This window comes from Kitasatospora sp. SC0581 (genome assembly GCF_048159585.1).
Taxonomy (GTDB): domain Bacteria; phylum Actinomycetota; class Actinomycetes; order Streptomycetales; family Streptomycetaceae; genus Kitasatospora.
This window is the reverse complement of sequence record NZ_JBLRWA010000001.1, coordinates 103,502-127,851: the sequence shown is the minus strand read 5'-3', so window position 1 is coordinate 127,851 and position 24,350 is coordinate 103,502. Positions and strand designations below refer to the sequence as shown.

Sequence of the window (24,350 nt, the reverse complement as noted above, 5' to 3'; positions counted from 1 at the left end):
TGGTACTCAACGCTGAGCTCGGTAGCCGAGATCGTAACCCCTATTCGTTTAAGTCTTGTACACCGGGAACCTCAAGTTTCGCTCTGAGAATTCGTAAGGTGAACAAGCAAATTGGGCCGTCCGGGCAAGGCGGTCAGGCCGGCGAGGCGAGCGAGAGCCCGAACCGGCCCTCCGGGTCGGTCCACCAGTGGCTCAGCCGCAGCCCGGCCGCCGCCAGTTCCCCGGCCACCCGCTCCCGGCGGAACTTCGCCGACACCTCGGTGCGCAGCTCCTCGCCCCGGGCGAAGTGCACCGGCAGGTCCAGGGCCGGGATCTTCACGGACTGCGCGCGCAGCGAGCGCAGCCGCATCTCGATCCACTCCTGCTCGGCGTCCCAGAGCGCGACGTGCTCGAAGGCGTCCGGGTCGAAGTCGGCGCCCAGCTCGCGGTTGAGCACGTTGAGCACGTTCCGGTTGAACTCGGCGGTCACCCCGGCGGAGTCGTCGTAGGCGGCGACCAGCACCGCCGGGTCCTTGACCAGGTCGGTGCCGAGCAGCAGGAAGTCGCCCGGGTCGAGGGCGGCGCGCAGGCCGTGCAGGAAGGCCGCGCGCTCCAGGGGCAGCAGGTTGCCGAGGGTGCCGCCGAGGAAGGCGACCAGGCGCGGGCCGCCCTCCGGGGGCAGGCCGAGCCCGGCGGTGAAGTCGGCGAGCACGCCGTGCACCGCGAGCCCGGGGTACTCGGCGGAGATGGCGGCGCCGGCCGCGGTCAGCGCGCTCTCGCTGACGTCCACCGGGACGTACGTCTCCAGGGTGCCGAGCGCGCGCAGGGCGTCCAGCAGCAGCCGGGTCTTCTCGGAGGAGCCGGAGCCCAGCTCCACCAGGGTGCGGGCCTCGGTGGCGGCGGCGATCTCGCCGGCCCGGGCGGTCAGGATGGCCCGCTCCGCCCGGGTCGGGTAGTACTCGGGCAGCCGGGTGATCTCCTCGAACAGCTCGCTGCCCCGCGCGTCGTAGAACCACTTCGGCGGCAGCCACTTGGGCCGCGCGGTCAGTCCGTGCTGCACGTCGTGGCGCAGCGCGGTGCTGAAGTGGTCGGCGGGCAGCAGTCGGGTGAGTTCGAAGGTGTCCATGACAGGGTGGTTCCTCTGTTCAGAAGGTGAAGGAAGAGTGGGGATCAGTCGCGGCCGGGGAGGCGGCGTACGGTGACGCCGCGCGAGTCCGCCAGCAGCAGCGAACCGTCGGGGACGGACGTCCAGCCCGGCGCGTCGTCGTACGGTTCGGAGGCCACCACCGTGCCGAGGCCCGGCAGGGTGCGGTGGTACAGGGTGTCGCCCCAGGTGGTCGCGGCGATCGAGGCGCCGTCGGTGAGCAGCAGGTTGAGCCGCCCGGTGGTGTGCGCGGTGACGTCCGCGACGGTGCCCGCCAGGGCCTCGCCCGGCCCGGCGCCGTCCCGCAGCCGGTGCAGGGTGAGCGCCCACAGCAGCGCCGAGTCGGTGCGCGCCTCCAGGTCCAGCAGTTCGGCCGGGGGCAGCAGGGCGGCCAGCGCGTCCAGCTTGCCGGGCCAGCCGGCCACCGCGCCGTTGTGGCTGAACAGCCAGCGCTCGGCGGCGAACGGCGCGGCCGCGCCCTCGCCCGGCGCGCAGCCCTCGGTGGCGGACCGGACGGCGGCCAGCAGCGCCCGGGTGCGGACCACCCGGGCGAGGTCGGCGAAGGCCTCGTCCGCCCAGATCGGCCCGGTCCGGCGGTAGCGGGCGGGCACCTCGTCGCCGTCCGCGTACCAGCCGAGGCCGAAGCCGTCCGCGTTGACCGTGCCGTACTGCTGGACCCGGGGCGCCCAGGACTGCCGGTGCAGCCCGTACGGCGGGTGCACCAGCAGCTCCCGGGGCGCCACCGGCTCGCCCAGGTAGGCGATGTGACGGCACATCAGTCCGCCTCCAGGTCGCGGGCGGTGCGGAACCCGGCGAAGATCTGCCGCCGGACCGGGTAGTCCCAGTTGCGGAAGGTGCCCCGGCAGGCGACCGGCGCCACCGCGAAGCAGCCGCCGCGCAGCACCTTGTGCTCGGGGCCGAAGAACACCTCCGAGTACTCCCGGTACGGCCAGGCCCGGAAGCCCGGGTAGGGGCGGAAGTCGCTGGCCGTCCACTCCCACACGTCGCCGATCAACTGGCCCACCCCGTACGGGGACCGGCCCTTCGGGTAGCTGCCTGCCCCGGCCGGGCGCAGGTGGCGCTGGCCGAGGTTGGCGTGCTCGGGGCCGGGCGGGCCGTCGCCCCAGGGGTAGCGGCGGGAGCGGCCGGTGGCCGGGTCGTGCCGGGCCGCCTTCTCCCACTCGGCCTCGGTCGGCAGCCGCCGGCCGGCCCACCGGGCGTACGCGTCCGCCTCGTACCAACTGACGTGCAGGACGGGCTCGTCCGGCTCGACCGGCGCCACCGTGCCGAAGCGCCGGCGGAGCCACTGGCCGTCCTGGTGGCGCCAGAACAGCGGGGCGGTCAGGTCGGCGCGGCGGCGGTGCTCCCAGCCCTCCGGCGTCCACCAGCGCGGGTCGTCGTAGCCGCCGTCCGCGATGAACCGCTGGTAGGCGGCGTTGGTGACCGGGGTGGTGTCCAGCAGGAAGGCCGGCAGGTCGACGGTGTGCGCCGGGCGCTCGTTGTCCAGCGCCCACGGCTCGGTGTCCGTCCCCATGGTGAACGGGCCCGCGGGGATCAGGACTTCGGCGGGCAGGGTGGCCGCGTCGGCGGGCGCGGGCGGTGGCGGTGGGGCGGCCAGGGCCGGCTCGCCCTGGCGGAGCTGGTGGGTGATCAGCATCGTCTCGTCGTGCTGCTGCTCGTGCTGGGCGATCATCCCGAACGCGAACCCGGCGTCCAGCAGCGGCGCGCCCTCCAGCGGGCTCGCCGCCAGCAGGTCCAGCACCCGGCCGCGCACCTCGTGGGCGTAGGCGCGGGCCTCGGCGGGCGGCAGCAGCGGCAGGCTGGGGCGCTCGGCGCGGGGGTGCTGGAAGGCGTCGTAGAGCGGATCGATCTCGGGGTGCATCGGGTCGCGGCCGCCGACGTTGCGCAGCAGCCAGAGCTCCTCCTGGTTGCCGATGTGCGCGAGGTCCCAGACCAGCGGGGACATCAGCGGGGAGTGCTGGGCGGTGAGGTCGCCGTCCCCGACGCAGTCGGTCAGCGCGGCGGTGCGGGCGCGGGCGGCCAGCAGCTCGGTGGCGATGCTCTCGCGCAGCGCCTCGGTGCCGATGGCGGCGGCGTCGGGGGTGGCGGTGGCGGCGGTCGGGCCGGTGCTGCGGTCCGCGCCGGCCGCCTCGGTGCCCCCGTGGGGTCGGACGTCGGTCATGGTGCGGCCTCCTCCGGGGGAGCGGGTCGGGTGCCGGAGCGCAGGGCGTCCAGCTGGTCGTCGGCCGGGCAGCGGCCGCGCGCGGGGTAGCGCTCGGCGAACTCGGCGACGACGGTGCGCAGTTGACCGGCGCCGGGCAGGCGGCCCAGTGCGGCGTCGGCGGCGGCGAAGCAGGTGAGGGTGGCCCGGCGCAGCTCCGGGTCGGCCATGGCCAGGGTGGCGGCCCGGCGCCAGACCTCGCTGCGCGGCGGGCGCGGGCCGTCGGTGCGTTCCAGCGGCTCCAGCGCGGCCAGCGCGGCATCGGCGGCCACCGGGTCGTCCAGCAGCGCGGTGACCAGCGCGGCGACCACCACCCAGCCGTCCCCGGGCTGGGCGTCGATCATCCGCAGCTCCAGGTGGCCGCGCGGGCGCACCGGTGGGAAGAGGGTGGTGCGGTGGTAGTCCAAGTCGTCGAGCGTGGGCGGACGTTCGCCCGCGCCGCGGATCCAGTCGCGGAAGGTCAGGCCGGTCGGGGCCGTCCAGGGCAGGCCCTCGGGCCTTCGCACGCACAGGACTTGGGCATCCAGCACGTACTGTGCCCAGGCCTCGCGCGGGTCGCCGTGGTCCGGCTCCGGGGCGAGCGTTCGGGTCGGGTCCATCCGGGACCAGACGGCCTGCCGGGTGGACCGATGGCCGGTCGAACTACCGTCCAGTGTCGGGGAGTTGGCGAAGGCGGCGACCAGCACCGGGCCCAGCCGGTGGGCCAGTCGCCAGCGGCGCTCCACCGCGTGCGGCCCGCCCGCCTCGCCGGCGTCCAGGCAGACCTGCACCGACGCGGTGCCGGTCATCATGATGCGGCCCCAGGGCCCGGCGGAGTCGAAGAAGCGCTCCATCGCGAGGTAGCGGGGGTGGTCCAGCACCATCCGTCGGGGGCGGGCGTACGGGTCCGTCCCGGTGCCGGTGAGTCGCAGGCCCTGTGCCGCGAAGGCGGCCCGCAGGGCGGTCAGATCGCGTCGGGTGTCCTCGACGCAGGCCAGGAGGCCGGTGGCGGGCGGGGAGCTGAGCTCGACCTGTCCGCCGGGTTCGAGCGTGAGGCGCGAACCGGAGGGGAGGGAGACGCCGTCCGGTCCGCCGAGTGGCAGCGACTCCAGTGCGGCGTGGAGCAGTTCCGGCCGTACGGGGCGGGACGGACATCGATCGTCATGGACGAACCATTCGACCTCCACCCCCACCAGACGGGGCGGTCCGATCTTGAAGCAGACGCCCGACACGTGGCTGCGCGCCCCCGATTCGGTCAACGGGGTCACCCCCGGCGGGGGTGTTGGCGTGCTCTGCCGGTCGGGCGGAGTGGTGCGGGATACCGGTATCACCGGACTCACCATCCTCGGGATCACGATTGCGGCCCGGTCTACCTTGCCCAGTCTGCTACGGAGCATGCGGGGATGCCCCGCAAAAATCGTGTGAACGTTCTTTTTCGCAGGTCAGAGCTGTGGCGAACGGGTGAGTTCGGGGCTGTCAGGCCGATCGGCGGGCAGGGAGCGGTCCGCACCCGGCCGGGGCACGTGCCGGGGTCACAAGCGCTCCAGCCGCTCCAGGACGGTCGCCAGCACCGGCCACGGCAGGGCGTAGTTCAGGCGCAGCGAACCCCGGCCGCCGGGCCCGAAGTCGGCGCCGTCGGAGGCCTCCAGACCGCAGCGCTCCAGCAGCGCCCGGCGGGCGTCGGCGGGCGGCAGGCCGAGCGCGGCGGCGTCCAGCCAGAGCAGGTAGGAGGCCCGCGGGGTGGCGCGGAGGGCGGGCCCGAGCCGGTCGGTCAGCCGGGTGCGGGCGGCGACCAGGTGGGCGAGCAGCGCGTCCAGCCAGGGCCCGCCCTCGCGCAGCGCCGCCTGCTGCACGGTCTGCTCCAGCAGGCCGCCCTCCCAGAGGCCGTAGCCGGCCAGCGCCTCGGTGAACCGGGCACGCAGCCCGGGGTCGGGGACGAGGGCGAAACTGCTGGGGATGCCGGAGCAGTTGAAGGTCTTGCCGACGGAGTTGAGGGTGACGACGAGGGGCCGGTGCGCCGGGTCGGCGGTGGTGACGGCGACGGGGTGGGCACGGCCGGGGTGGGTGAGGTCGCCGTGCACCTCGTCCGAGACCAGCAGCGCACCGCTCTCGGCCGCCCGGGCGGCGAGCGCGCGCACGGCGTCGGCCGGCCACACCGTGCCGGAGGGGTTGTGCGGGTTGCTCAGCAGTACGGCGCCGACGGGGCGGGGGAGCGGGCCCGACGGGAGCCGGTAGCCGCTCGGGCCCGGGTGCAGTACTTGCGGCGGGTGCGCCGGGTGCAGCGGCAGCTCGCGGTACGGGAGGCCGGCTGCGCGGCAGAGCTGGGCGAAGCCGCCCCACTCGGGGGTGGGGAAGAGGACGGGGGCCTGCGGCCGTACGGTCTCCAGGAGGACGCGCAGCGCGGTGCGCGGGCCGCAGGGCAGCAGCAGGACCCAGTCCGGGTCGACCGCGGCGCCGTGCCGGGTGCGGTACCAGTCGGCCACCAGCGCGCGGCCGGCCGGGTCGCAGACCGTGTAGCCGTACGCGCGGTGCCGGGCGCGCCGCTCCAGTGCCTCGGCGACGGCGGGCGGTCCGGGCAGGTCCATGTCGGCGAGGCCCATCGCGATCGTCCCCGGGGCGTCCGCGCGGGCCCACTTGCTGCTGCCGGTGCCGGTGCGGTCGAAGGGGGCGTCGAAGCCGAAGCCGGGGGCGGGGACGTCGGTGGGTGCGGGGCCGGGGGTGTCGCGAACAGATGACAGATTTCGAAAGCTGTCATCTGTTCGCTGAAAGTTGTCGTCTGTCATCTGTTCGCCGCCATCCGTCCTCCGACGCCCGTCACGCCGCTCGACGCCCGTCACCCCGCCGCCGCCCCCGCCAGGTACGCCGCGAGCCCCCGCCGCCCCCGGCGCATCATCACCGCGTGGTTGGCCCGGAACAGCGGGTGCAGCGGCAGGGCGAGCCGGCGCAGCAGGGGCTTGCCGGGCCGGGTCTCCTCCTCGAACAGCACCCGGCTGCCCGGACCGCCCGGCCCGCGGGCCCCGCTCGGTCCACCCGCCTCGCCGGCCCCGCCCGCCAGGTCCGGCGTCACCGTGAACCGCGACCACCCGGCAAGGTCGCCCCGCATGGCCACCTCGAGCACCCCGGCGGCCGGGTCGCGCCGCTTCGCCGCCAGCCCGATCACCAACCGGTACGGCAGCAGCGCGCGCACCACCACGTCCCCGGAGTCCTCGCCGGTCGGTCGGACCTCGCGGATCTCCGGCCACCACAGCGGATAGCTCCGCACGTCCTCGAGGGCCGCGTACACGGCGGTCGCCGGAGCCGCGAGCCGCCAGACGCCCCGGAATCGGTAGTGGTTGGGGTCCACGGCCCCACCCTAGTCCGGGCCGGTCGCTCCGAGGGGTGAACGCCGTTGGACCGTTGCCGAGTTGGTCCGTGGCACGGCCAGCAACCGGAGGTGAATCTTCCGGAAGCGCCCGTCCGGGAGGAAGGAAGCACTCCGCTTGCACCCGTTCGGGGTGCGGGGGAGGATCTTCTGTGCTTGTAGTCTCATCAGTCACGGCAGCATCCCCTGGGCGCTGCGACCCCAGAAACCGGAGTGAAGGAGTCACAGGCATGCGGCGACCGAGCTGGGTACCGGAGGGTACGGACCTGGACAAACCGAACGCCGCGCGGGTCTACGACTACTACCTGGGGGGCTCGCACAACTTCGAGGTCGACCGGGAGATGGCCCGCAAGGCGATCGCCATGTGGCCGGAGCTGCCGCAGATCATGCGCTCCAACCGCGCCTTCCTGCGCCGCGCCGTGACCTTCCTCGCCGAGCAGGGCGTCACCCGCTTCCTGGACATCGGCTCCGGCATCCCGACCTTCGGCGCCGTGCACGAGATCGCCCGGGCGATCCGCCCCGAGGCCAAGGTGGTCTACGTGGACCGCGACCCGGTCGCCGTCGCGCACAGCCGCCTGCTGCTGGAGGACGACCACGACTGCGCCGTCGCCCAGGCCGACCTGCGCGACGTCGACGACCTGCTGGCCCGCCCCGAGGTCACCGAGCTGCTGGCGGCCGGCGAGCCCGTGGCCGTGCTGCTGGTCGCCGTCGCGCACTTCGTCGGCGACGAGGACGACCCGTGGCGGCTGATCGGAACGATCCGCGACGCCCTCCCGCCCGGCAGCGCGCTGGTGCTCTCGCACGCCGCCCTGGAGAGCCGCCCCGACCAGGCCGAGGACCACCAGAAGCTCTACCAGCGGACGCCGACCCCGCTGACCATGCGCACCCACGAGCAGATCACCGCGATGTTCTCCGGCTTCGAGCTGGTCGAGCCGGGTGTGGTGCACCTGCCGCTGTGGCGTCCGGACCAGCCGGGTACGGTCGGTGAGCACCCCGAGCGGATCGCCGGGGTGGCGGGCGTGGGGATCCGCCCTTGAGCGGACGCGACGGACGAGGCACCGACGGCCGCACGCCCCGCGCGGCGGCCGTCGCGAGGCCTGCCCGGCCCGCTCGGCCCGCAAGGCCTGCCGGGCCCGCCGGAACCGGCGCGTACACCAGAGGAACCAGGTTCAGCAGATGAGTACCACCCCGGTGCGCGGCAACGCGGAGCGGTTCCACGAGGAGTGGGCCCGGCTGCTCTCCGCCGACCACGGCACCGCCGTCCACCCCGGCCTGCTCGGCCGGCTGGTCGCGCGCACCGCCGCGCTGCTGCACCGCGCCCAGGAGGACGAGCCGTTCGAGCCGCGGCTGGCCGCGCAGGCCGGCGCCGACCTGGTCGACGCGCACTTCACGGACCCGGTGCTGCTGGCCCGGGCGGTCGAGCTGCTCCAGGCGCAGCCCGTCCAGGACGACCGCGGCCCGGCCCTGACCGGCGCCTTCGCGGCCGGCTGGGCGGCCGCCCTGCGCGAGCGCACGCTGACCGAGCAGGAGGCGATCCGCACCGCCGCCGACAGCGCCCGCAAGGAGGCCGAGCGGGCGCTGCGCGCCTCCGAGGCCCGGTTCCGGGCGCTGTTCGAGAGCGCCGCCATCGGCATCGGCATCGGTGACACCGACGGCAACATCATGGCGGTCAACAAGGCCCTCCAGGAGCTGTTCGGCGCGGGCCCCGAGGACATGATCGGCCGCCGGGTCGGCGACCTGGTGCACCCCGAGGACACCCCCGGCGTGTGGGAGGCGTACGAGGAGCTGATCAGCGGCAAGCGGGACTACTTCCAGTTCGACAAGCCGTACTACCGCCAGGACGGCGAGGTGATCTGGACCCACCTGACCGTCTCGCTGATCCGCGACGACGACGGCATCCCGCAGTACCAGGTCGCGATGCTGGAGGACGTCACCGACCGCTACCGGCTCCAGGAGCGGCTGCGCCACCAGGCCACCCACGACCCGCTGACCGGCCTGCCCAACCGCGCGGCCTTCTTCGAGCGGCTGGAGAAGCTGTTCGAGGAGCCCGAGCCGGGCGCCCGCTTCGGCCTCTGCTACGTCGACCTCGACGGTTTCAAGGTGGTCAACGACAGCCTCGGCCACGACATGGGCGACCAGCTGCTGGCCGCGGTCGCCGCCCGGCTGAAGGCCGCCCTCACCCCGCTCGGCCACCTGGTGGCCCGGCTCGGCGGCGACGAGTTCGTCGTCCTGCTGGAGAAGTGCCGGGGCGAGCAGGAGGCGGTGGCCGCCGCGAAGACCGTGCTCAGGGCGCTGGCCGGGCCGGTGCTGATCGGCGACCACAAGCTCGCCGTCGGCGCCAGCGTCGGCGTGCTGGAGCGGCGGGTGTCCACCACCACCCCGGGCGCCGCCGTCCGGGCCGCCGACCTCACGCTGTACCGCGCCAAGGAGGCCGGCCGCGGCCGCTGGACGCTCTTCGACCCCAAGGAGAACGCCCGCGCGGTCAGCCGCTACGCGGTGTCGGTGCGGATGCCGGCGGCCCTCGACCGCGGCGAGTTCTTCATCGACTACCAGCCGCTCTACCGCCTCGCGGACGGCCGGCTGGCCGCCGTGGAGGCGCTGGTGCGCTGGCGCCACCCGCAGCTCGGCGTGCTCGGCCCGGACGAGTTCGTCACCACCGCCGAGGAGACCGGGCTGATCATGCCGCTCGGCCGCTGGGTGCTGGAGCAGGCCTGCGGCCAGGCCGCGGACTGGATCAAGCGGTACGGCGACGCCGCCCCGCAGCTCAACGTCAACCTGGCGGTCCGGCAGGCCCGCAGTGCCGCCCTGGTCACCGACCTCGCCCGGATCCTCGACAGCACCGGCCTGGACCCGGCCCGGTTGCAGCTGGAGATCACCGAGTCGACCGTGGTCGGGCCCGAGGACGAGGCGCTGCGCACCCTGCACGGGCTGGTCGACCTCGGGGTGTCGCTGGCCGTGGACGACTTCGGCACCGGCTGGTCCAACCTCGCCTACCTGCGCGACCTGCCGGTCTCCGGGCTGAAGATCGCCGGCTCCTTCGTCGGCGACCTGCACGAACCGGGGAAGGACGAGTCCACCGGGTGGCGGATCGTCAGCGGACTGGTGTCGATGGCGCACGCGCTCGGGCTGAACGTCACCGCCGAGGGCGTGGAGACCCACCGGGACGCCGAACGGCTGCGGACCATGGGCTGCGACTGGGCGCAGGGCTGGCACTTCGGACGCCCGGTGCGGCCCGAGGAGATCGCCCGGCGGATCGTGGAGGAACCGCTGGGGCGCCCGGTCGAGGAGCGCTGAGGCGGGCCGGCTGGACGCCGGCTCGAGTTCCGCTCGGGGCCGGTCCGTTCCCGCCCGGTCCTGCTCCGCTCCGGCGGTCGCGGCGCCGGCCCGACCGCCGTACGGGCAGTGCCGGCCGAGGCGTCGACGGCGGCCGGTTCCCCGTCGGGGATCGCGCTTGCGTACCGGTCCTGCGATGGGTCGGTCCTGATCCGCGAAAGCGGCCGACACCCGCGCCCGCCATGAGGGATGATGACGCGTCACAATCCACCCCGGAACCGGTGCGCCCATGGTCACGGCCCCGCGCCGGTCCGGGCTGCGGGGGAGGGGAGCGTCGCATGGGCACGACGGAGGACGCGGACCCGGCCGAGGGCGGTCGGCGCGGGCCGAGGCCCCGGTCGGCCGCCGGAGCCGAGCCGGGGAATCCGCCGGGGAGCAGGGTGGAGCGGTGGTCGCGGGGGCGCTGGCGTGCCTCCGAGGACGCCCCGGACCGGTCGTCCCGGCTCGGCGCGACCCCGCGGGCCCGGGTGGACCCGCAGGCCGCGACCCGTCGGGTGCCCGCCGCCCCGCCGCGCTTCGATCCGGAGGCCGCGACGCGTCGGGTGTCCGGCAACGAGCCGCGGTACGACCCGGAGGCGGCCACCCGCCGCAGGCCGGACACCGGGCCGAGGTTCGACCCGCACGCTCCGACCGAGCTCCGGCCGAACCGGCCGGGGGGCTCGGGCAGTTCGGGGGACTCGGGGCACTCGGGACGTTCGCCGGGTGCCGATTCGGAGGCGGTGACCGAGGTCGTCCGGCCCCGGTCGGGCTCGGGGGCCGGCTCGTCCTCCTGGCAGGACGGCATCGGGCCCGGCGGCCCCGCCCCGGCCGGGGGAGTCGGTGCCGGGAGTCCGGGCGGGAGTCCGGCCGGCCCCGAGGACGGGTTCGGCGGGGCCCCGGACACCGGCGGTCCGTTCGAGGGCGTCTTCCCGGACGCCCTGCGGAGCCGCTTCATCCCGCTGGGTCGGGCCGGAGCCGGTTCCGAGGGCACCGTCTGGTACGTCCGGCGCACCGACGGCGGCGGTGACGCGGCCGTCAAGGTGGCCGTCGCGGGCCAGCCGATGGACCACGACCTGCTCTCCCACCTGGGCCACGACGGCTTCCGCCGGCACGTCCCGCAGCTGATCGACTTCGGCCGGGTCCGCCACCACGGCGCCCAGGTCGACTGGGTGGCCATGGAGTACCTGCCGGTCACCCTCGCCGCCCACGTCGCCGGGCTGTGGCGGTCGGGCGGGCACGGCGACCGGCGGACCACCGAGCAGATCGTCTACGAGCTGGTCGCCCTGCTCGACTTCTGGCAGCAGCGGATCCAGCGCAACCCGCTGGACTTCAAGCCCGCCAACATCCTGGTGCGCCCCGGCAGCGGGTCCGGGGAGTTCGTGATCGCCGACTTCGGCGGCGTCGACCGGCTCACCGACAGCCGCCGGTTCACCTCCGCGATGATGGTCACCGTCGCCTACATGGCCCCCGAGCAGCTGGCCGGCAAGAACCACCAGGCCGGGCCCTGGTGGGGGCTCGGCAACGTGCTGTACGAACTGTTCGTCGGCCGCCCCCGCTTCGTCGGCGCGGACGGCGAGCGCCCGGACGACCAGGAGCTGGAGCTGGAACTGGTCATGGGCGAGGAGGTCGACCTCAGCGCCGTCCGCGACCCGCGCCAACTGCTGCTCCTCCAGGGGCTGTTCACGAAGATGCCGGAGGACCGTTGGACCGCCCCGCAGGTCCGCAGCTGGCTGGCCGGCGGTACCCCCGAGGTGATCCGCCGCCGACCGCAGGCGCAGGCCAGGGCCCACCGGCCGGTCACCTTCCTCGGCAACCCGTTCACCGACCCGGTCCGGCTCACCGAGGCGCTGCTCAAGAACTCCGGCGCGGCGGCCCGCTGGCTGGCCACCGGGGGAGCGGAACGGGTGCGCGACTGGCTGCGGGACGAGGTCGAGGACACCGTCTTCGACCTGCACTACCTCTCCGACGTGGCCAAGGCGCCCGGCTCCCGGCGCGAGTCCGTGGCCGCGGTGGCGGTGCTCGCCCTGGGGGCCGCCTTCGTCCCGGGCGCCGTCCCCCACTACCGCGACCGTCCGATCGACACCACCGGGCTGGAACGCGTCGTCACCGCACCGGACGGCGCCGAGCTGATCGACGAACTCGTCCGGGGCGGGCTGCCGGCCGTGGTCGCCCGCTACGACTGCTTCCACCCCGAGTGCGCCGGCGAGCACTGCTCGCGGCTGCTAGCGCTGGCCGCACTGCCGGAGGTGCTGGCCGAGGTGGACCGGCTGGCCCGCACCGTCGGCGGCGGCCGGCGCGGCGGCGACGGGCTCAGCCCGGAGGAACGCGAGGAGGCGCACCGGCAGGCGGTCTGGCTGAGCATCCGGCCCGAGGAGCGCGCGCGGCTGCTCGGCCGGCTCTCGCCGCTGCCCGCCGCACTGCACCGACTGCCGCTGCCCGGGCGGGTGTCGGAGCTCGCCGCCGCGGTGGCCGCCTCGGTGGTGGACGGCGCGCTGGCCATGGGCGCGGGCGCCCGTACCGCCGTACGGACCGTGGCCCGCAAGCCGGCGCCCGATCCGGCGGCGGCCACTCCCCGGGACGTGGTGCGGCGCCACTGGTCCGCGCTGCGCCGACGGGCGGTGAGCGCCGACCCGGCGCAGCCGGCCGGCCGGGCGGCCCTGGTCGCGGCGGAGGCACTGCGGCGGCGCGGCCGGGGACGGCCCGAGCGGCCCGAACCGGAGGCCGGGGTGCGACAGGAGGGACGGGTGGCCCGGCTCTGGCTCAACCGGCGCCGCCGGCCGCCGACGGGCTGGGAGGAGCGGCGGGAGCAGCTGGCGGCCTGGTGGCCGCACGCCCGCACCGCGCTGCCGCGCCGGGCCGGGGCGGTCCTGCTGCTGCTCCTTGCCTTCGGGCTGCTGCTGTGGGCGGGTGCGGTGCTCCGCTACCCGGTCGAGGCGGGGGAGAAGCTCGACCTCTCGCCCGCCGGCGCCTTCGGCGGCCCCCTGCGGAACGCCGGCGAACACGCGGCCCGGCAGGTGGCCGGACAACTCGGCGCGGGGCTCGTCGCGGCCGCCGTGATCGCCTTCTTCCCCGCCCGGGTCGGCATCGGCACGGCGCTGCTGACCGGCGCCGGAGCCCTCGCCATCGGCTACCTGCGGCTCGGACCGCCGATGACGGTGCTGGAGACGCCGCCGTCGGTGGCCGACCGGGTCGTGGTGTTCGAGGGCGGGATGGGGAGTTGGGCCGGCATCGCGGCGGTGGTGGCGACCGTCGTCTCGCTCGTCCTGATCGAGCGGGCCGCCAACCGGCTGCTGAAGCCGGCTCAGGAGGCCCGAAGGCAGGCCCGGGAGGCCTGGCGGGAGCGGGGCGTGCGGGGCGTGCGGGGCGCGGGGTCGTCCGGGGCCGGCACCGCCGAGCGGGCGGGGAGCGCGCCGTCCGGGCGGTGGCGGACGGGCGGCGCCGGTGCGCGCGACCGGGTGCGGTTCGCGCTCGGGACGACGGCGGTGCTGGTGCTGCTGCTGTGGGCGGCGGTCGAGGTCCGGCTGGCGGCCACCGGGGCGCACCCGACGCCCGACTCCTGGGGGACGGGGCAGGGTGGTGCGGACTACCAGGCCGGGTTCGTCCTGCTGCTGGCGGTGGTGTCGCTGGTCAGCACCCTCGGGACGCCGGCCACCGCCAAGGGGCTGTTCGTGCTCTGGGTCCCGGCCACGCTGTTCCTGGGCGCCTGGCCGGGGCCGCTGGGCCCGGTCGAGGCGCTGCGGATCCCGGTGTTCGAGGGGCTGTTCCGGGCGATCGCCGGGCTGTGGGGGCACGGGGCCTTCTGGGCCGCGCTGCTGGTGGCGCTGCCGCTGGCGGCGTACGGGGTGCTGCGGACGGTCCGGGGACGCGCGGGGCGCGGGTGACAGCGAACGGTTGACAGCTGACAGATCACGGCGAACAGATAACAGCGAACAGATGACAGCGAACAGATAACAGATGACGGCTGACAGATTTTGAAATCTGTCAGCCGTCATCTGTCACCAGCCGCCCGTGCGGCAGCTCAGCCGACCAGCCGGGACAGCTCGATCGAGTGCCCCGTCCGCTCCACCTTCGCCCGCAGGTAGCGGACGTTGCTGGCCGACAGGTGCACCCCCGTCGGCACCCGGTGCCGCACGACGATCCCCAGGTCGGCCAGCTGCGCCGCCTTGTCCGGGTTGTTGCTCAGCAGGTCGATGCCCGTGGCGTCGAGCGCGGCGAGCATCTGGGCGGCCGCGGTGTAGTCGCGGCCGTCCTCGGGCAGGCCGAGCGCGGTGTTGGCGTCGTACGTGTCCAGGCCGGAGTCCTGGAGGGCGTAGGCGTCCAGCTTGTTGTAGAGCCCGATGCCGCGGCCCTCCTGCCGCAGGTAGAGCAGGTACCCGCCGGCCTCGCTGATCCGCTCCACCGACTCGCGCAGCTGCGGCCCGCAGTCGCAGCGGTCCGAGCCGAAGACGTCGCCGGTCAGGCACTCGGAGTGCAGTCGCACCAGGGGCGTGCCGCCTTCGGAGACCGTGCCGAGCGCGAGCGCCAGGTGCTCGGCGCCGTCGGTGAGGCCGTGGAAGGTGGAGACCTCCGCGTCGGCGAGGTAGCCGTCGGGGAAGGTCAGCGGGATGCGCACACGCGAGCGCACCGTGGCGGCGCCGGGCTGCGGCATGGGTGGGCCTCCGTGGATCGGGGGTGGGCCGGGCCGGTTCGGCGCGGACCGGGGCGGACGCGGTCGGACCCGGACGGGTCGTGGTGCGTCGGAGGTCGACCGTACTAGGTAGTTCCAATTTGAACAACTAGGGGCCACCGGGGCCCGGCTCGACCACCGGGGCGCACAACACCCCATCAGCCCCGGCTGTTCCCACCAGGGCTTCCAGCATGTGGATGGTGCGGGACCCGCGGTGTGGACACTGCGAGACTGGCGCCGTTTCCTGGGCACGTCCCTCAGGCCCGTCGGGACACTGCGCACGCCCATCGACGACCACGGAAGGGTCCTGAAGATGTCGACGACCCCTGCCACCCCCCACACCTCCGCCCCCGGCTCCTTCGAAGCCGAGCAGCGCGCGATAGAGGCGCTCTACGCGGACGTGGTCCGCCGCAACCGGGGCGAGGACGAGTTCCACCAGGCCGTCCACGAGGTGCTGGAGACCCTGGCGCCGGTGCTCGCCCACCGCCCCGAACTCCTCGACGCCCGGATCATCGAGCGGATCTGCGAGCCCGAGCGGCAGCTCATGTTCCGGGTGCCGTGGACGGACGACTCCGGTGACATCCACGTCAACCGCGGCTTCCGGGTGGAGTTCAGCAGCGCCCTCGGCCCGTACAAGGGCGGGCTGCGCTTCCACCCCTCGGTGAACCTCGGGATCGTCAAGTTCCTCGGTTTCGAGCAGATCTTCAAGAACGCGCTCACCGGCCTGCCCATCGGCGGCGGCAAGGGCGGCTCCGACTTCGACCCCAAGGGCCGTTCGGACGCCGAGATCATGCGGTTCTGTCAGTCCTTCATGACCGAGCTGTACCGCCACCTCGGCGAGTACACGGACGTGCCGGCCGGGGACATCGGCGTCGGCGGCCGGGAGATCGGCTACCTCTTCGGCCAGTACAAGCGGATCACCAACCGGTACGAGAGCGGCGTGCTCACCGGGAAGGGCCTCGGCTGGGGCGGCGCGCAGGTCCGTACCGAGGCCACCGGCTACGGCTGCGTCATGTTCACCTCCGAGATGCTGCACAGCCGCGGCGAGAGCCTGGACGGGCGCCGGGTGGTCGTCTCCGGGTCCGGCAACGTCGCCGTCTACGCCATCGAGAAGGCGCAGCAGCTCGGCGCGACCGTGCTCACCTGCTCCGACTCCTCCGGCTACGTGGTGGACGAGAAGGGCATCGACCTCGACCTGCTCAAGGAGGTCAAGGAGGTCCGGCGCGGCCGGGTCTCCGACTACGCCCGACTGCGCGGCGGCCACGTCCGGTTCGTCGAGGGCCCGGGCGTGTGGGGCGTGCCCTGTGACGTCGCGCTGCCCTGCGCCACCCAGAACGAGCTGGTCGAGGCCGACGCGCTGGCGCTGGTGCGCAACGGGGTGCTGGCCGTCGCCGAGGGCGCGAACATGCCCACCACCCCGGAGGCGGTGCGGGTGTTCCAGGAGGCAGGGGTGGCCTTCGGTCCGGGCAAGGCGGCGAACGCGGGCGGCGTCGCGACCAGCGCCCTGGAGATGCAGCAGAACGCCTCGCGCGACTCCTGGACCTTCGAGCACACCGAGGAGCGGCTGGCCGGGATCATGAAGCACGTCCACGACTCCTGCTTCACCACCGCCGAGCGCTACGGCCACCCGGGCAACTACGTGGTCGGCGCGAACATCGCCGGCTTCGAGCTGGTCGCGGACGCGATGCTGGCCCAGGGCCTGATCTGAGCCGCTGACGGCCGTCACCCGGCGATCGGCGCCCGGCGCCAGGCACCTGGTGATCGGTGCCCGACCGGAGCGGGCACCGATTGTCGGGTGCGGCAGGGTGGGTCCTTCCTACGGTGAAGGTCAGTAAGGGAAGGACGGGGTTGGCGTGCTGGAGCACCTGAACCGGGCGATGGACCGGATCGAACACGACCTGGACCGCGAGGTCGACGTGGCCGAGCTGGCGCGGATCGCGATGACGTCGGAGTACCACTTCCGGCGGCTGTTCTCGATGCTCGCCGGGATGCCGCTGTCGGAGTACGTCCGGCGTCGGCGGCTGACCGTCGCCGGGGCCGAAGTCCTGGACGGCGAGCGGACGTTGCTCGACATCGCGGTCCGGTACGGGTACTCCTCGGGGGAGGCGTTCGCCCGGGCGTTCCGGGCCATGCACGGAGTCGGGCCGGGCGAGGCCCGGCGCGACGGCGCGGTGCTCGTCTCCCAGCCCCGGATGTCCTTCCGACTCATCGTGGAGGGAAGCAGCAGTATGGAATACCGGATCGTCGAGAAGCCGGACTTCCGGATCGTCGGCAGGAAGGCCCGGGTCACCCTGATCTACCTGGGGATCAACCCGGGGATCGCCGAGTTCATCAAGGGCCTCGGCAAGGAGACGGTCGAACGGATCGCGGCGCTGTCCGGGGACGACCCGGCCGGGATCCTGTCGGTGAGCGACGACTTCTCGCCGAACCGCGAGGAAGGGTCCGAACTCGACTACTGGCACGCGGTGGTGGCGCGCGAGGGGGTCGCCGTCCCGGCGGACCTGGACGTGCTCGACGTCCCGGCCGGCACCTGGGCGGTGTTCACCAACACCGGGCCGTTCCCGCAGGCCCTGCAGGAGATGTGGGCGGACGTGGCCGGCCAGTGGTTCCCGTCCAACCCGTACGAGGCCCGGCCGGGTCCGGAGATCCTGCGGGTCAGCCCGGTCCCGGGCACGGCCGACGCCGAGGCGGAGCTGTGGATCCCGGTGGCGAGGGCCGTGCGCGGCTGACGGGCGAAGGCTGACAGCCGACAGCTAACGGATAACAGCTAACGGATAACAGCGAACAGATGACAGCTGACAGATTTCGAAATCTGTCAGCTGTCATCTGTCATGTGTTCGCCCGCCCGCCTCGCCGCCCGTTCGGCCCACCCCGCCCGCCAAGCTCCGCCCCGCCCCGCATGCTGGGCCTGGAGGTGCGGGGGCCGAGGCGCCGAAAACCCGGGAGTTCCCGAGCAAGCTGCGAGGACAGACGCCATGAAGCAGACCTCCGTGACCACCAACGCCCCCTGCTGGACCGAGCTGGGCACCTCCGATCCGGCCGCCGCCCGGGCCTTCTACACCGAGCTCTTCGGCTGGCAGGCGGACGACACGGCCCGCCCCGGGGAGGGCGACTACACCCAGATGCTGGTCCGGGGCGTCCCGGCCGCCGCCATCACCCCGCGCTACGCCCCGCAGCAGCCGATCGCCTGGACGGTCTGCATCGCGGTCGCCGACGCCGACGCCACCGCCGCGAGGATCAAGGAGTGCGGCGGCCTGGTCCGGAAGGACCCCGGCGACGTCTTCGACTTCGGCCGGTTCTCGGTGGCCGCCGACCCGTCCGGCGCGGTGTTCATCCTCTGGCAGGCCCGCGCCTTCCGGGGCGCCGGGGTGTTCAACGAGCCCGGTGCGCTCGGCTGGGTGGAACTGCTCACCCGAGACCCGTCCGGCGCGCTCGCCTTCTACCCGGAGGTGTTCGGCTGGTCCGTCGCCCCGTCCGAGCACTACCCCCAGTGGGGCCTGGACGGACGGGACTTCGGCGGCATGCTGACGATGGACGACCGCTTCCCGCCCGAGGCGCCGCCGCACTGGCTGCCGTACTTCGCGGCCGCCGACGTGGACGGCACCGTCGGCCGGGCGGTGGCGCTCGGCGGGGACGTGCTGACGCCCGCCACCGGCATGCCGGGCGGCCGGCGGATCGCCGTGCTGCGCGACCCCCAGGGCGCCGCGTTCGGCGTCTACACCGCCGGCACCGAGGGCTGACCGGCACGCCGCAGGGCGCGCGAGCGCCGCCACCCGGCGACGCCCGCGCCCGCCGCCCCCGCCGTGACCAGCAGCGCCCCGAGCGGCACCACGTCGCCGATCCGGTCGTACCAGGTCAGCGTCCCGGGCGCGGTGAGCGGCAGTCGGACGGTCAGCACGCCGGTGCCGTCGGTGCCGAGCCGGGCGAGCTCCCGGCCCTGGGCGTCGAAGGCGGCCGAGACCCCGGTCAGCGAGGCCTGGACGGCCGGTCGGCCGGTCTCGGCGGCCCGGATCGCGGCCAGCGAGACGTGCTGCTCGGGCGCCCAGGTGCGCTGGAAGGTCGAGGTCGAGGACTGGTAGACCAGCACCCGGGCGCCGTCCCGGGCGGCGGTGCGGGCCATGTCGGGGAAGGCCGACTCGAAGCAGATCAGCGCCCCGACCGGCAGCGGCGCGCCCGCCCGGTCGGTGGCGGGCAGGACGTGGAAGGCCGTTCCGGGCGCCCGGTTCTCGCCCGCGGCCCGGCTGACCCCGGCGATCCAGCCGAGCACCGGCCGCAGCGGGATGTACTCGCCGAACGGCACCAGCCGGATCTTGCGGTAGCGGTCCACCACGCCGGTGGGGGAGACCAGCACCGCGTCCTTGGAGATCCGCCCGTCCGCCTTGCGCGCGTCCTCCCCGGCGACGACCTCGGCGCCGGTGGTCGCGGCGAGTCGGCGCAGGGTGTCCAGCGCGGCCGGGTCGCGGTCCAGGTCGGCGGTGGTGCTGCTCTCGCCCCACACGACCAGGTCCACCGGCTGTCCGACCAGTCCGGCCGTGATCCGCGCGCTCGCCTCGAAGCGGGCCTGGGGGTCCTCCACGATGCCGGGCTGGACCAGTGCCACGGTCACGGCCCCGTCCGCGGTGGGTGCCTCGCGCAGCGCGAACAGCAGCGGACCGGAGGCCAGGACCAGCACGACGGTCCCGGCCGCGACGGCCCGCGGCCGCCGGTGCACCGCGGTCAGCGCGATCAGCGCCCCGGTGTTCACCGCCGCCACCGCCGCGCTGACCAGCCAGATCCCGCCGGCCGAGGCCAGCCCGAGGACCGCCGGGTGCTGCCACTGGGTGGCGCCGAGCAGTGCCCACGGCCCGCCGAGCGCGGGCCAGGACCGCGCGTACTCGGTCGTCACCCAGACGGCCGGTACGACCAGCAGTGCGAGCAGGGCCCGACGGGCGGTCAGCCGGGGGTGCAGCAGCCGGTGCACGGTGTACCCGACGGCGCTCTGGAGCGCCCCGAACAGCACCGCGATCACCGGCAGCCCCGGCCCGACGGACGGGACCAGCCAGTACATCGCGGTCAGGATGAACCCCGCGCCGAACCACCAGCCGCGCACCGCCGCCTCCCGGCCCGACGGCGCCCGCTGCATCAGCAGCAGTCCGGGGACGAGCGCGACCCAGGCCAGCCAGGCCTGCCCGGGCGCGGGGAAGGCGAGCACCGGAACCGCTCCGGCCGCCAGCGCACCGGTCCGCGCGCGGTACCGGTGCGGCGCGTGCGGCTCCCGTTCCTCGGTGGCGGTCGTGCTCAGGGTCGGGCTGGCGGGAGCGGAGCGACGCGACATGACCCGTATTGTCCGCTTGACGGGCGTACACCACCAGTACGCCGTTCGGCTGAACGGGTGACAAGAGGCCCATGTTCGGAACCAGTGGTCCCGGCCGTACCGGTGGCCTTGCCAGAACGGGCGATCGGAGGAGCGGCCCCGAGGAGGGCGGCCCCGAGGAGGGCGGCCCCGAGGGGGCCCGCCCCTCCGATCACCGTGCGCGGCCCTACTCCTCGCCGCCCTCCAGATCCCCCTCGGTCTCCAGGAACGCGGCCTGCAGCTGCTCGATCAGCTCCGGGTCCGGCTGCTCCCACAGCCCGCGGCTCGCCGCCTCCAGCAGCCGCTCGCTGATCCCGTGCAGCGCCCACGGGTTGGCGCCCGCGAGGAACTCCCGGTTGACCGGGTCGAGGACGTACTCCTGGGTCAGCTTCTCGTACATCCAGTCCGCGACCACGCCCGTGGTGGCGTCGTAGCCGAACAGGTAGTCCACCGTCGCGGCCATCTCGAAGGCGCCCTTGTAGCCGTGGCGGCGCATCGCCTCGATCCAGCGCGGGTTGACCACCCGGGCGCGGAAGACCCGGGCGGCCTCCTCGGTCAGGGTGCGGGTGCGGACCGTCTCCGGCCGGGTCGAGTCGCCGATGTAGGCGGTCGGCGCCTTGCCGGTGAGGGCCCGTACGGTGGCCACCATGCCGCCGTGGTACTGGAAGTAGTCGTCCGAGTCGGCGATGTCGTGCTCGCGGGTGTCGGTGTTCTTCGCGGCGACGGTGATCCGCTTGTACGCGGTCTCCATCTCCTCGCGGGCCGGGCGGCCGTCCAGCCCGCGGCCGTACGCGTAGCCGCCCCAGACCGTGTACACCTCGGCCAGGTCGGCGTCGGTGCGCCAGTCCCGGCTGTCGATCAGCTGGAGCAGGCCCGCGCCGTAGGTGCCCGGGCGGGAGCCGAAGACGCGGACGGTGGCCTTGCGCTCGTCGCCGTGCACGGCGAGGTCGGCCTGGACGTGGGCGCGCACGTAGTTCGACTCCGGGGCCTCCTCCTGGGCGGCGGCCAGGCGCACCGCGTCGTCCAGCAGGGCGACCACGTGCGGGAAGGCGTCCCGGAAGAAGCCGGAGATGCGCAGCGTGACGTCGATGCGCGGGCGGCCCAGCTCGTCCAGCGGGATCGGCTCCAGGCCGGTGACCCGGCGCGAGGCGTCGTCCCAGACCGGGCGGACGCCGAGCAGGGCGAAGGCCTCGGCGATGTCGTCGCCGGCGGTGCGCATCGCGCTGGTGCCCCAGAGCGAGAGCCCGACCGAGGGCGGGTAGGCGCCGTCGTTGTCCGAGCGGTAGCGCTCGACCAGGGAGGAGGCGAGTGCCTGGCCGGTCTCCCAGGCGAGCTTGCTGGGGACGGCCTTCGGGTCGACGGAGTAGAAGTTGCGGCCGGTGGGCAGCACGTTGACCAGGCCGCGCAGCGGCGAGCCGGACGGGCCGGCCGGGACGAAGCCGCCCTGGAGCGCGTGCAGCACGGCGTCCAGCTCGTCGGTGGTGGCCGCGAGCCGCGGCACCACCTGGGCGGCGGCGAAGTCCAGCACCGCACGGACGGCCTCCTGGACGGCCTCCGGCAGTTCGGCGGTCACCTTCTCGACCGCCTCGGGCGCCCAGTCCTCCGCCTCCATCGCCTCGACCAGGGCGCGGGCCCGGGCCTCGGCCGCGTCGGTGGCGCCCAGGGTCAGCGCCGCCTCGTCCAGGCCGAGCGCCTCGCGCAGGCCGGGCAGGGCGCTGACGCCGCCCCAGATCTGCCGGGCGCGCAGGATGGCGAGCACGATGTTGACCCGGTCGGTGCCGGTCGGCGCCTGGCCGAGGACGTGCAGACCGTCACGGATCTGGGCGTCCTTGACCTCGCAGAGCCAGCCGTCGACGTGCAGCAGGAAGTCGTCGAAGCCGTCGTCCTCGGGGCGCTCGTCCAGGCCGAGGTCGTGGTCGAGCCGGGCGGCCTGGATCAGGGTCCAGATCTGGGCGCGGATCGCCGGCAGCTTGGCCGGGTCCATCGCGGCGATGTTGGAGTGCTCGTCCAGCAGCTGCTCCAGGCGCGCGATGTCGCCGTAGGAGTCGGCGCGGGCCATCGGCGGGACGAGGTGGTCGACGAGCGTGGCGTGGGCGCGGCGCTTGGCCTGGGTGCCCTCGCCCGGGTCGTTGACCAGGAAGGGGTAGACCAGCGGCAGGTCGCCGAGGACGGCGTCCGGGCCGCACTCCGCGGACAGCGCGGCGGTCTTGCCCGGCAGCCACTCCAGGTTGCCGTGCTTGCCGAGGTGGATCACCGCGTGGGCGCCGAAGCCGCCGTCCTCCTGGGCGGCCTGGATCCAGCGGTAGGCGGCCAGGTAGTGGTGGCTCGGCGGCAGGTCGGGGTCGTGGTAGATGGCGACCGGGTTCTCGCCGAAGCCGCGCGGCGGCTGGATCAGCACGAGCAGGTTCCCGGAGCGGATCGCGGCCAGCACGATGTCGCCATCCGGGTTCTGCGAGCGGTCGACGTACAGCTCGCCGGGGGCCGGGCCCCAGTGCTCCTCGACCTGCTCGCGCAGGCCCTGCGGGAGGGTGGCGTACCAGCGGCGGTAGTCGGCGGCGGGGATGCGGACCGGGTTGCGGGCCAGCTGCTCCTCGGTGAGCCAGTCCTGGTCGTAGCCGCCGGCCGCGATCAGGGCGTGGATCAGCGGGTCGCCCTCGTGGCCGCCCTCGCCGTCGTCGAACGCGGGGAGGTCGTCCCCGAGGTCCATGCCCTCCGCGCGCAGCCGCTCCAGCAGCCGCACCGCGCTGGCCGGGGTGTCCAGGCCGACGGCGTTGCCGACCCGGGCGTGCTTGGTCGGGTACGCGGACAGCACCAGGGCGAGGCGGCGCTCGGCGGCCGGGACGTGCCGCAGCCGGGCGTGCTTGACGGCGGTGCCGGCGACGCGGGCGGCGCGCTCCGGGTCGGCGGCGTAGACGGTCAGGCCGTCCTCGTCCAGCTCCTTGAAGGAGAACGGGACGGTGATCAGGCGGCCGTCGAACTCCGGGACGGCGATCTGGGTGGCGGTGTCCAACGGGGACAGGCCGTCGTCGCTGGCCTCCCACTGGGCGCGCGACCAGGTGAGGCAGAGCGCCTGGAGGATCGGGCGGTCGAGCGCGGCCAGCGCGCCCGCGTCCCAGGCCTCCTCGTCCCCGCCGGCCTGGGCGTCGGCCGGGCGGGTGCCGCCGGCGGCGAGCACGGTGGTGACGATCGCGTCCGCCTCGCCGAGCGCGGCCAGCAGCTCGGGCTCGGCGCCGCGCAGCGAGGCGCAGTAGTAGGCCCTGGCCCGGGCGCCCTGGTCCTCGACGGCCCGGCAGAGCGTCTCCACGAAGGCGGTGTTGCCGCTCATGTGGTGGGCGCGGTAGTAGAGCACCGCCACCGTCGGACCCTCGGACGTACGGGCCTCGCGCTCCAGCGGGCCCCAGGCCGGGGCGGAGGCGGGCGGGGCGAAGCCGTGGCCGGTCAGCAGCACGGTGTCGGAGAGGAAGGCGCCCAGCTCGGCCAGGTTGGCGGCGCCGCCGTGGGCCAGGTAGGCGTGCGCCTCGGCGGCGATGCCGGCCGGGACGGTGGACAGCTCCATCAGCTGGGCGTCGGGGGCCTGCTCACCCGTCAGCACCACCACCGGGCGGGGGCCGGCCAGCAGCGCGTCCAGGCCCTCCTGCCAGGCGCGGCGCCCGCCGAGCAGGCGGACCACGACGAGCTCGGTGCCCTCCAGCAGTGCGGGCAGGTCCTCGGGGGTGAGCCGGGCCGGGTTGCCGAGGCGGTAGCGCACCGGTCCCTCGGAGGCGCGGGCGCTGAGCAGGTCGGTGTCGGACGTCGACAGCAGCAGGATCATGTGAAGGCCCTCCCGGCCTCGTCGGTGGCCGGGGTGGCCGGGATCTGGGCCGGGGCGGCCGCTGGGGTGGCACGGACGGCCGCGCGGTCGACCGGGGTGGTCGCGGCGCGGGCCGGGGCGGTCGCACGGTCGACCGGGGTGGTCGTGGCGGCGGCCGGAACGGGCATGACGGCGGTCGGGACAGCCGTGGTGGCGGTCGGGACGGCCGTGGTGGCGGCCGGGGACGCGGGCGCGGGCATGCGACAGCGCTGGAACATTTCTGCCTTCCTCGGGGTCCGCGCCCCGGGCCGGTGGAGGACGGCAGGAGTTCCTGGCTCCCGCGGCCGACCGGTCTACCGGTGAACCGCGGTCACAGTGGCGGGACCGCACCGGGTTCGCACCGGTTTCCTCCCCTGCGCCGTCGCTGGCGTGCGGACGGTCCGTGAGGGACCGCCCGCCAGCATCGTACGGGGTGCGGCTGACCTGGGGGAGGGTGAGCTTTCGGACGTCCGGCCGACGGGGCTCGGATGTCCGGCGGACGGGGGCTCGGGGTGTCCGGCAGGTGC

16 protein-coding genes and 1 riboswitch are annotated in these 24,350 nt (G+C 74.7%); of the genes, 6 read left to right on the top strand and 10 right to left on the bottom strand.

Going from position 1 to position 24,350, the window contains the following annotated elements; translation table 11 throughout:
- Positions 1-133: 133 nt before the first annotated feature.
- The 6 genes from egtD to ACLWS4_RS00505 all read right to left on the bottom strand — a co-directional run bounded on the left by egtD (position 134) and on the right by ACLWS4_RS00505 (position 6,666).
- Positions 134-1,105: an L-histidine N(alpha)-methyltransferase gene (egtD, locus tag ACLWS4_RS00530; protein WP_416873019.1), complete on the bottom strand. Its 972-nt coding sequence runs from the start codon at positions 1,103-1,105 to the stop codon at positions 134-136.
- Positions 1,106-1,149: 44 nt separating this feature from the next.
- Positions 1,150-1,899, bottom strand: a complete 750-nt coding sequence (gene egtC, locus ACLWS4_RS00525) for an ergothioneine biosynthesis protein EgtC (protein WP_416873018.1) — start codon at positions 1,897-1,899, stop codon at positions 1,150-1,152.
- Positions 1,899-3,305 (bottom strand): ergothioneine biosynthesis protein EgtB, encoded by a 1,407-nt coding sequence (gene egtB, locus ACLWS4_RS00520; RefSeq protein WP_375873479.1) that lies wholly within the window; start codon positions 3,303-3,305, stop codon positions 1,899-1,901. The genes egtC and egtB overlap by 1 nt, the downstream gene beginning before the upstream one ends.
- The gene (gene egtA / locus ACLWS4_RS00515; protein ID WP_416873017.1) at positions 3,302-4,582 is read right to left on the bottom strand and encodes an ergothioneine biosynthesis glutamate--cysteine ligase EgtA; all 1,281 of its coding nucleotides are present in this window, start codon (positions 4,580-4,582) and stop codon (positions 3,302-3,304) included. Before egtA ends, egtB begins: the two co-directional genes overlap by 4 nt.
- Positions 4,583-4,855: 273 nt before the next feature.
- Positions 4,856-6,106: an aminotransferase class I/II-fold pyridoxal phosphate-dependent enzyme gene (locus ACLWS4_RS00510; protein WP_416873016.1), complete on the bottom strand. Its 1,251-nt coding sequence runs from the start codon at positions 6,104-6,106 to the stop codon at positions 4,856-4,858.
- Between the two features lie 50 nt (positions 6,107-6,156).
- Positions 6,157-6,666 (bottom strand): SRPBCC family protein, encoded by a 510-nt coding sequence (locus ACLWS4_RS00505; protein WP_416873015.1) that lies wholly within the window; start codon positions 6,664-6,666, stop codon positions 6,157-6,159.
- Between the two features lie 248 nt (positions 6,667-6,914).
- Between ACLWS4_RS00505 and ACLWS4_RS00500 the strand changes: the two genes are divergently transcribed.
- From ACLWS4_RS00500 to ACLWS4_RS00490, 3 genes are all read left to right on the top strand, one after another.
- Positions 6,915-7,721: an SAM-dependent methyltransferase gene (locus ACLWS4_RS00500; protein WP_074004343.1), complete on the top strand. Its 807-nt coding sequence runs from the start codon at positions 6,915-6,917 to the stop codon at positions 7,719-7,721.
- Between the two features lie 139 nt (positions 7,722-7,860).
- Positions 7,861-9,978: a putative bifunctional diguanylate cyclase/phosphodiesterase gene (locus ACLWS4_RS00495; RefSeq protein WP_388047920.1), complete on the top strand. Its 2,118-nt coding sequence runs from the start codon at positions 7,861-7,863 to the stop codon at positions 9,976-9,978.
- Between the two features lie 317 nt (positions 9,979-10,295).
- The gene (locus tag ACLWS4_RS00490; RefSeq protein WP_416873014.1) at positions 10,296-13,877 is read left to right on the top strand and encodes a protein kinase domain-containing protein; all 3,582 of its coding nucleotides are present in this window, start codon (positions 10,296-10,298) and stop codon (positions 13,875-13,877) included.
- A 137-nt stretch (positions 13,878-14,014) separates the two neighbouring features.
- On the opposite strand, the gene ACLWS4_RS00485 is transcribed toward ACLWS4_RS00490, so the two are convergent.
- The gene (locus ACLWS4_RS00485; protein ID WP_416873013.1) at positions 14,015-14,644 is read right to left on the bottom strand and encodes a GTP cyclohydrolase II; all 630 of its coding nucleotides are present in this window, start codon (positions 14,642-14,644) and stop codon (positions 14,015-14,017) included.
- Positions 14,645-14,975: 331 nt separating this feature from the next.
- Here ACLWS4_RS00485 and gdhA point away from each other — a divergent pair, with 331 nt between their 5' ends.
- The 3 genes from gdhA (at position 14,976) to ACLWS4_RS00470 (ending at position 18,402) form a co-directional block, all read left to right on the top strand.
- A complete protein-coding gene (gene gdhA, locus ACLWS4_RS00480) occupies positions 14,976-16,370 on the top strand; it encodes an NADP-specific glutamate dehydrogenase (protein ID WP_049659022.1) in 1,395 nt (464 codons plus the stop codon).
- A 145-nt stretch (positions 16,371-16,515) separates the two neighbouring features.
- Complete coding sequence (locus ACLWS4_RS00475; RefSeq protein WP_416873012.1) at positions 16,516-17,391, top strand: AraC family transcriptional regulator; 876 nt, start codon at positions 16,516-16,518, stop codon at positions 17,389-17,391.
- A gap of 246 nt (positions 17,392-17,637) precedes the next feature.
- Complete coding sequence (locus ACLWS4_RS00470; protein ID WP_375873484.1) at positions 17,638-18,402, top strand: VOC family protein; 765 nt, start codon at positions 17,638-17,640, stop codon at positions 18,400-18,402.
- Here ACLWS4_RS00470 and lnt read toward each other — a convergent pair.
- From lnt to ACLWS4_RS00455, 3 genes are all read right to left on the bottom strand, one after another.
- On the bottom strand, positions 18,378-19,976 hold the full coding sequence (lnt, locus tag ACLWS4_RS00465; RefSeq protein WP_416873011.1) for an apolipoprotein N-acyltransferase: 1,599 nt from the start codon (positions 19,974-19,976) through the stop codon (positions 18,378-18,380). The two genes, ACLWS4_RS00470 and lnt, sit on opposite strands and share 25 nt — an antisense overlap.
- Positions 19,977-20,181: 205 nt before the next feature.
- Entirely contained in the window at positions 20,182-23,805 is a 3,624-nt protein-coding gene (gene cobN / locus ACLWS4_RS00460) for a cobaltochelatase subunit CobN (RefSeq protein WP_049657984.1), read from the bottom strand.
- The gene (locus ACLWS4_RS00455) at positions 23,802-24,062 is read right to left on the bottom strand and encodes a hypothetical protein (RefSeq protein WP_143204639.1); all 261 of its coding nucleotides are present in this window, start codon (positions 24,060-24,062) and stop codon (positions 23,802-23,804) included. The genes cobN and ACLWS4_RS00455 overlap by 4 nt, the downstream gene beginning before the upstream one ends.
- Before the next feature lie 47 nt (positions 24,063-24,109).
- Positions 24,110-24,195: riboswitch (cobalamin riboswitch) on the bottom strand.
- Between the last annotated feature and the right edge of the window lie 155 nt (positions 24,196-24,350).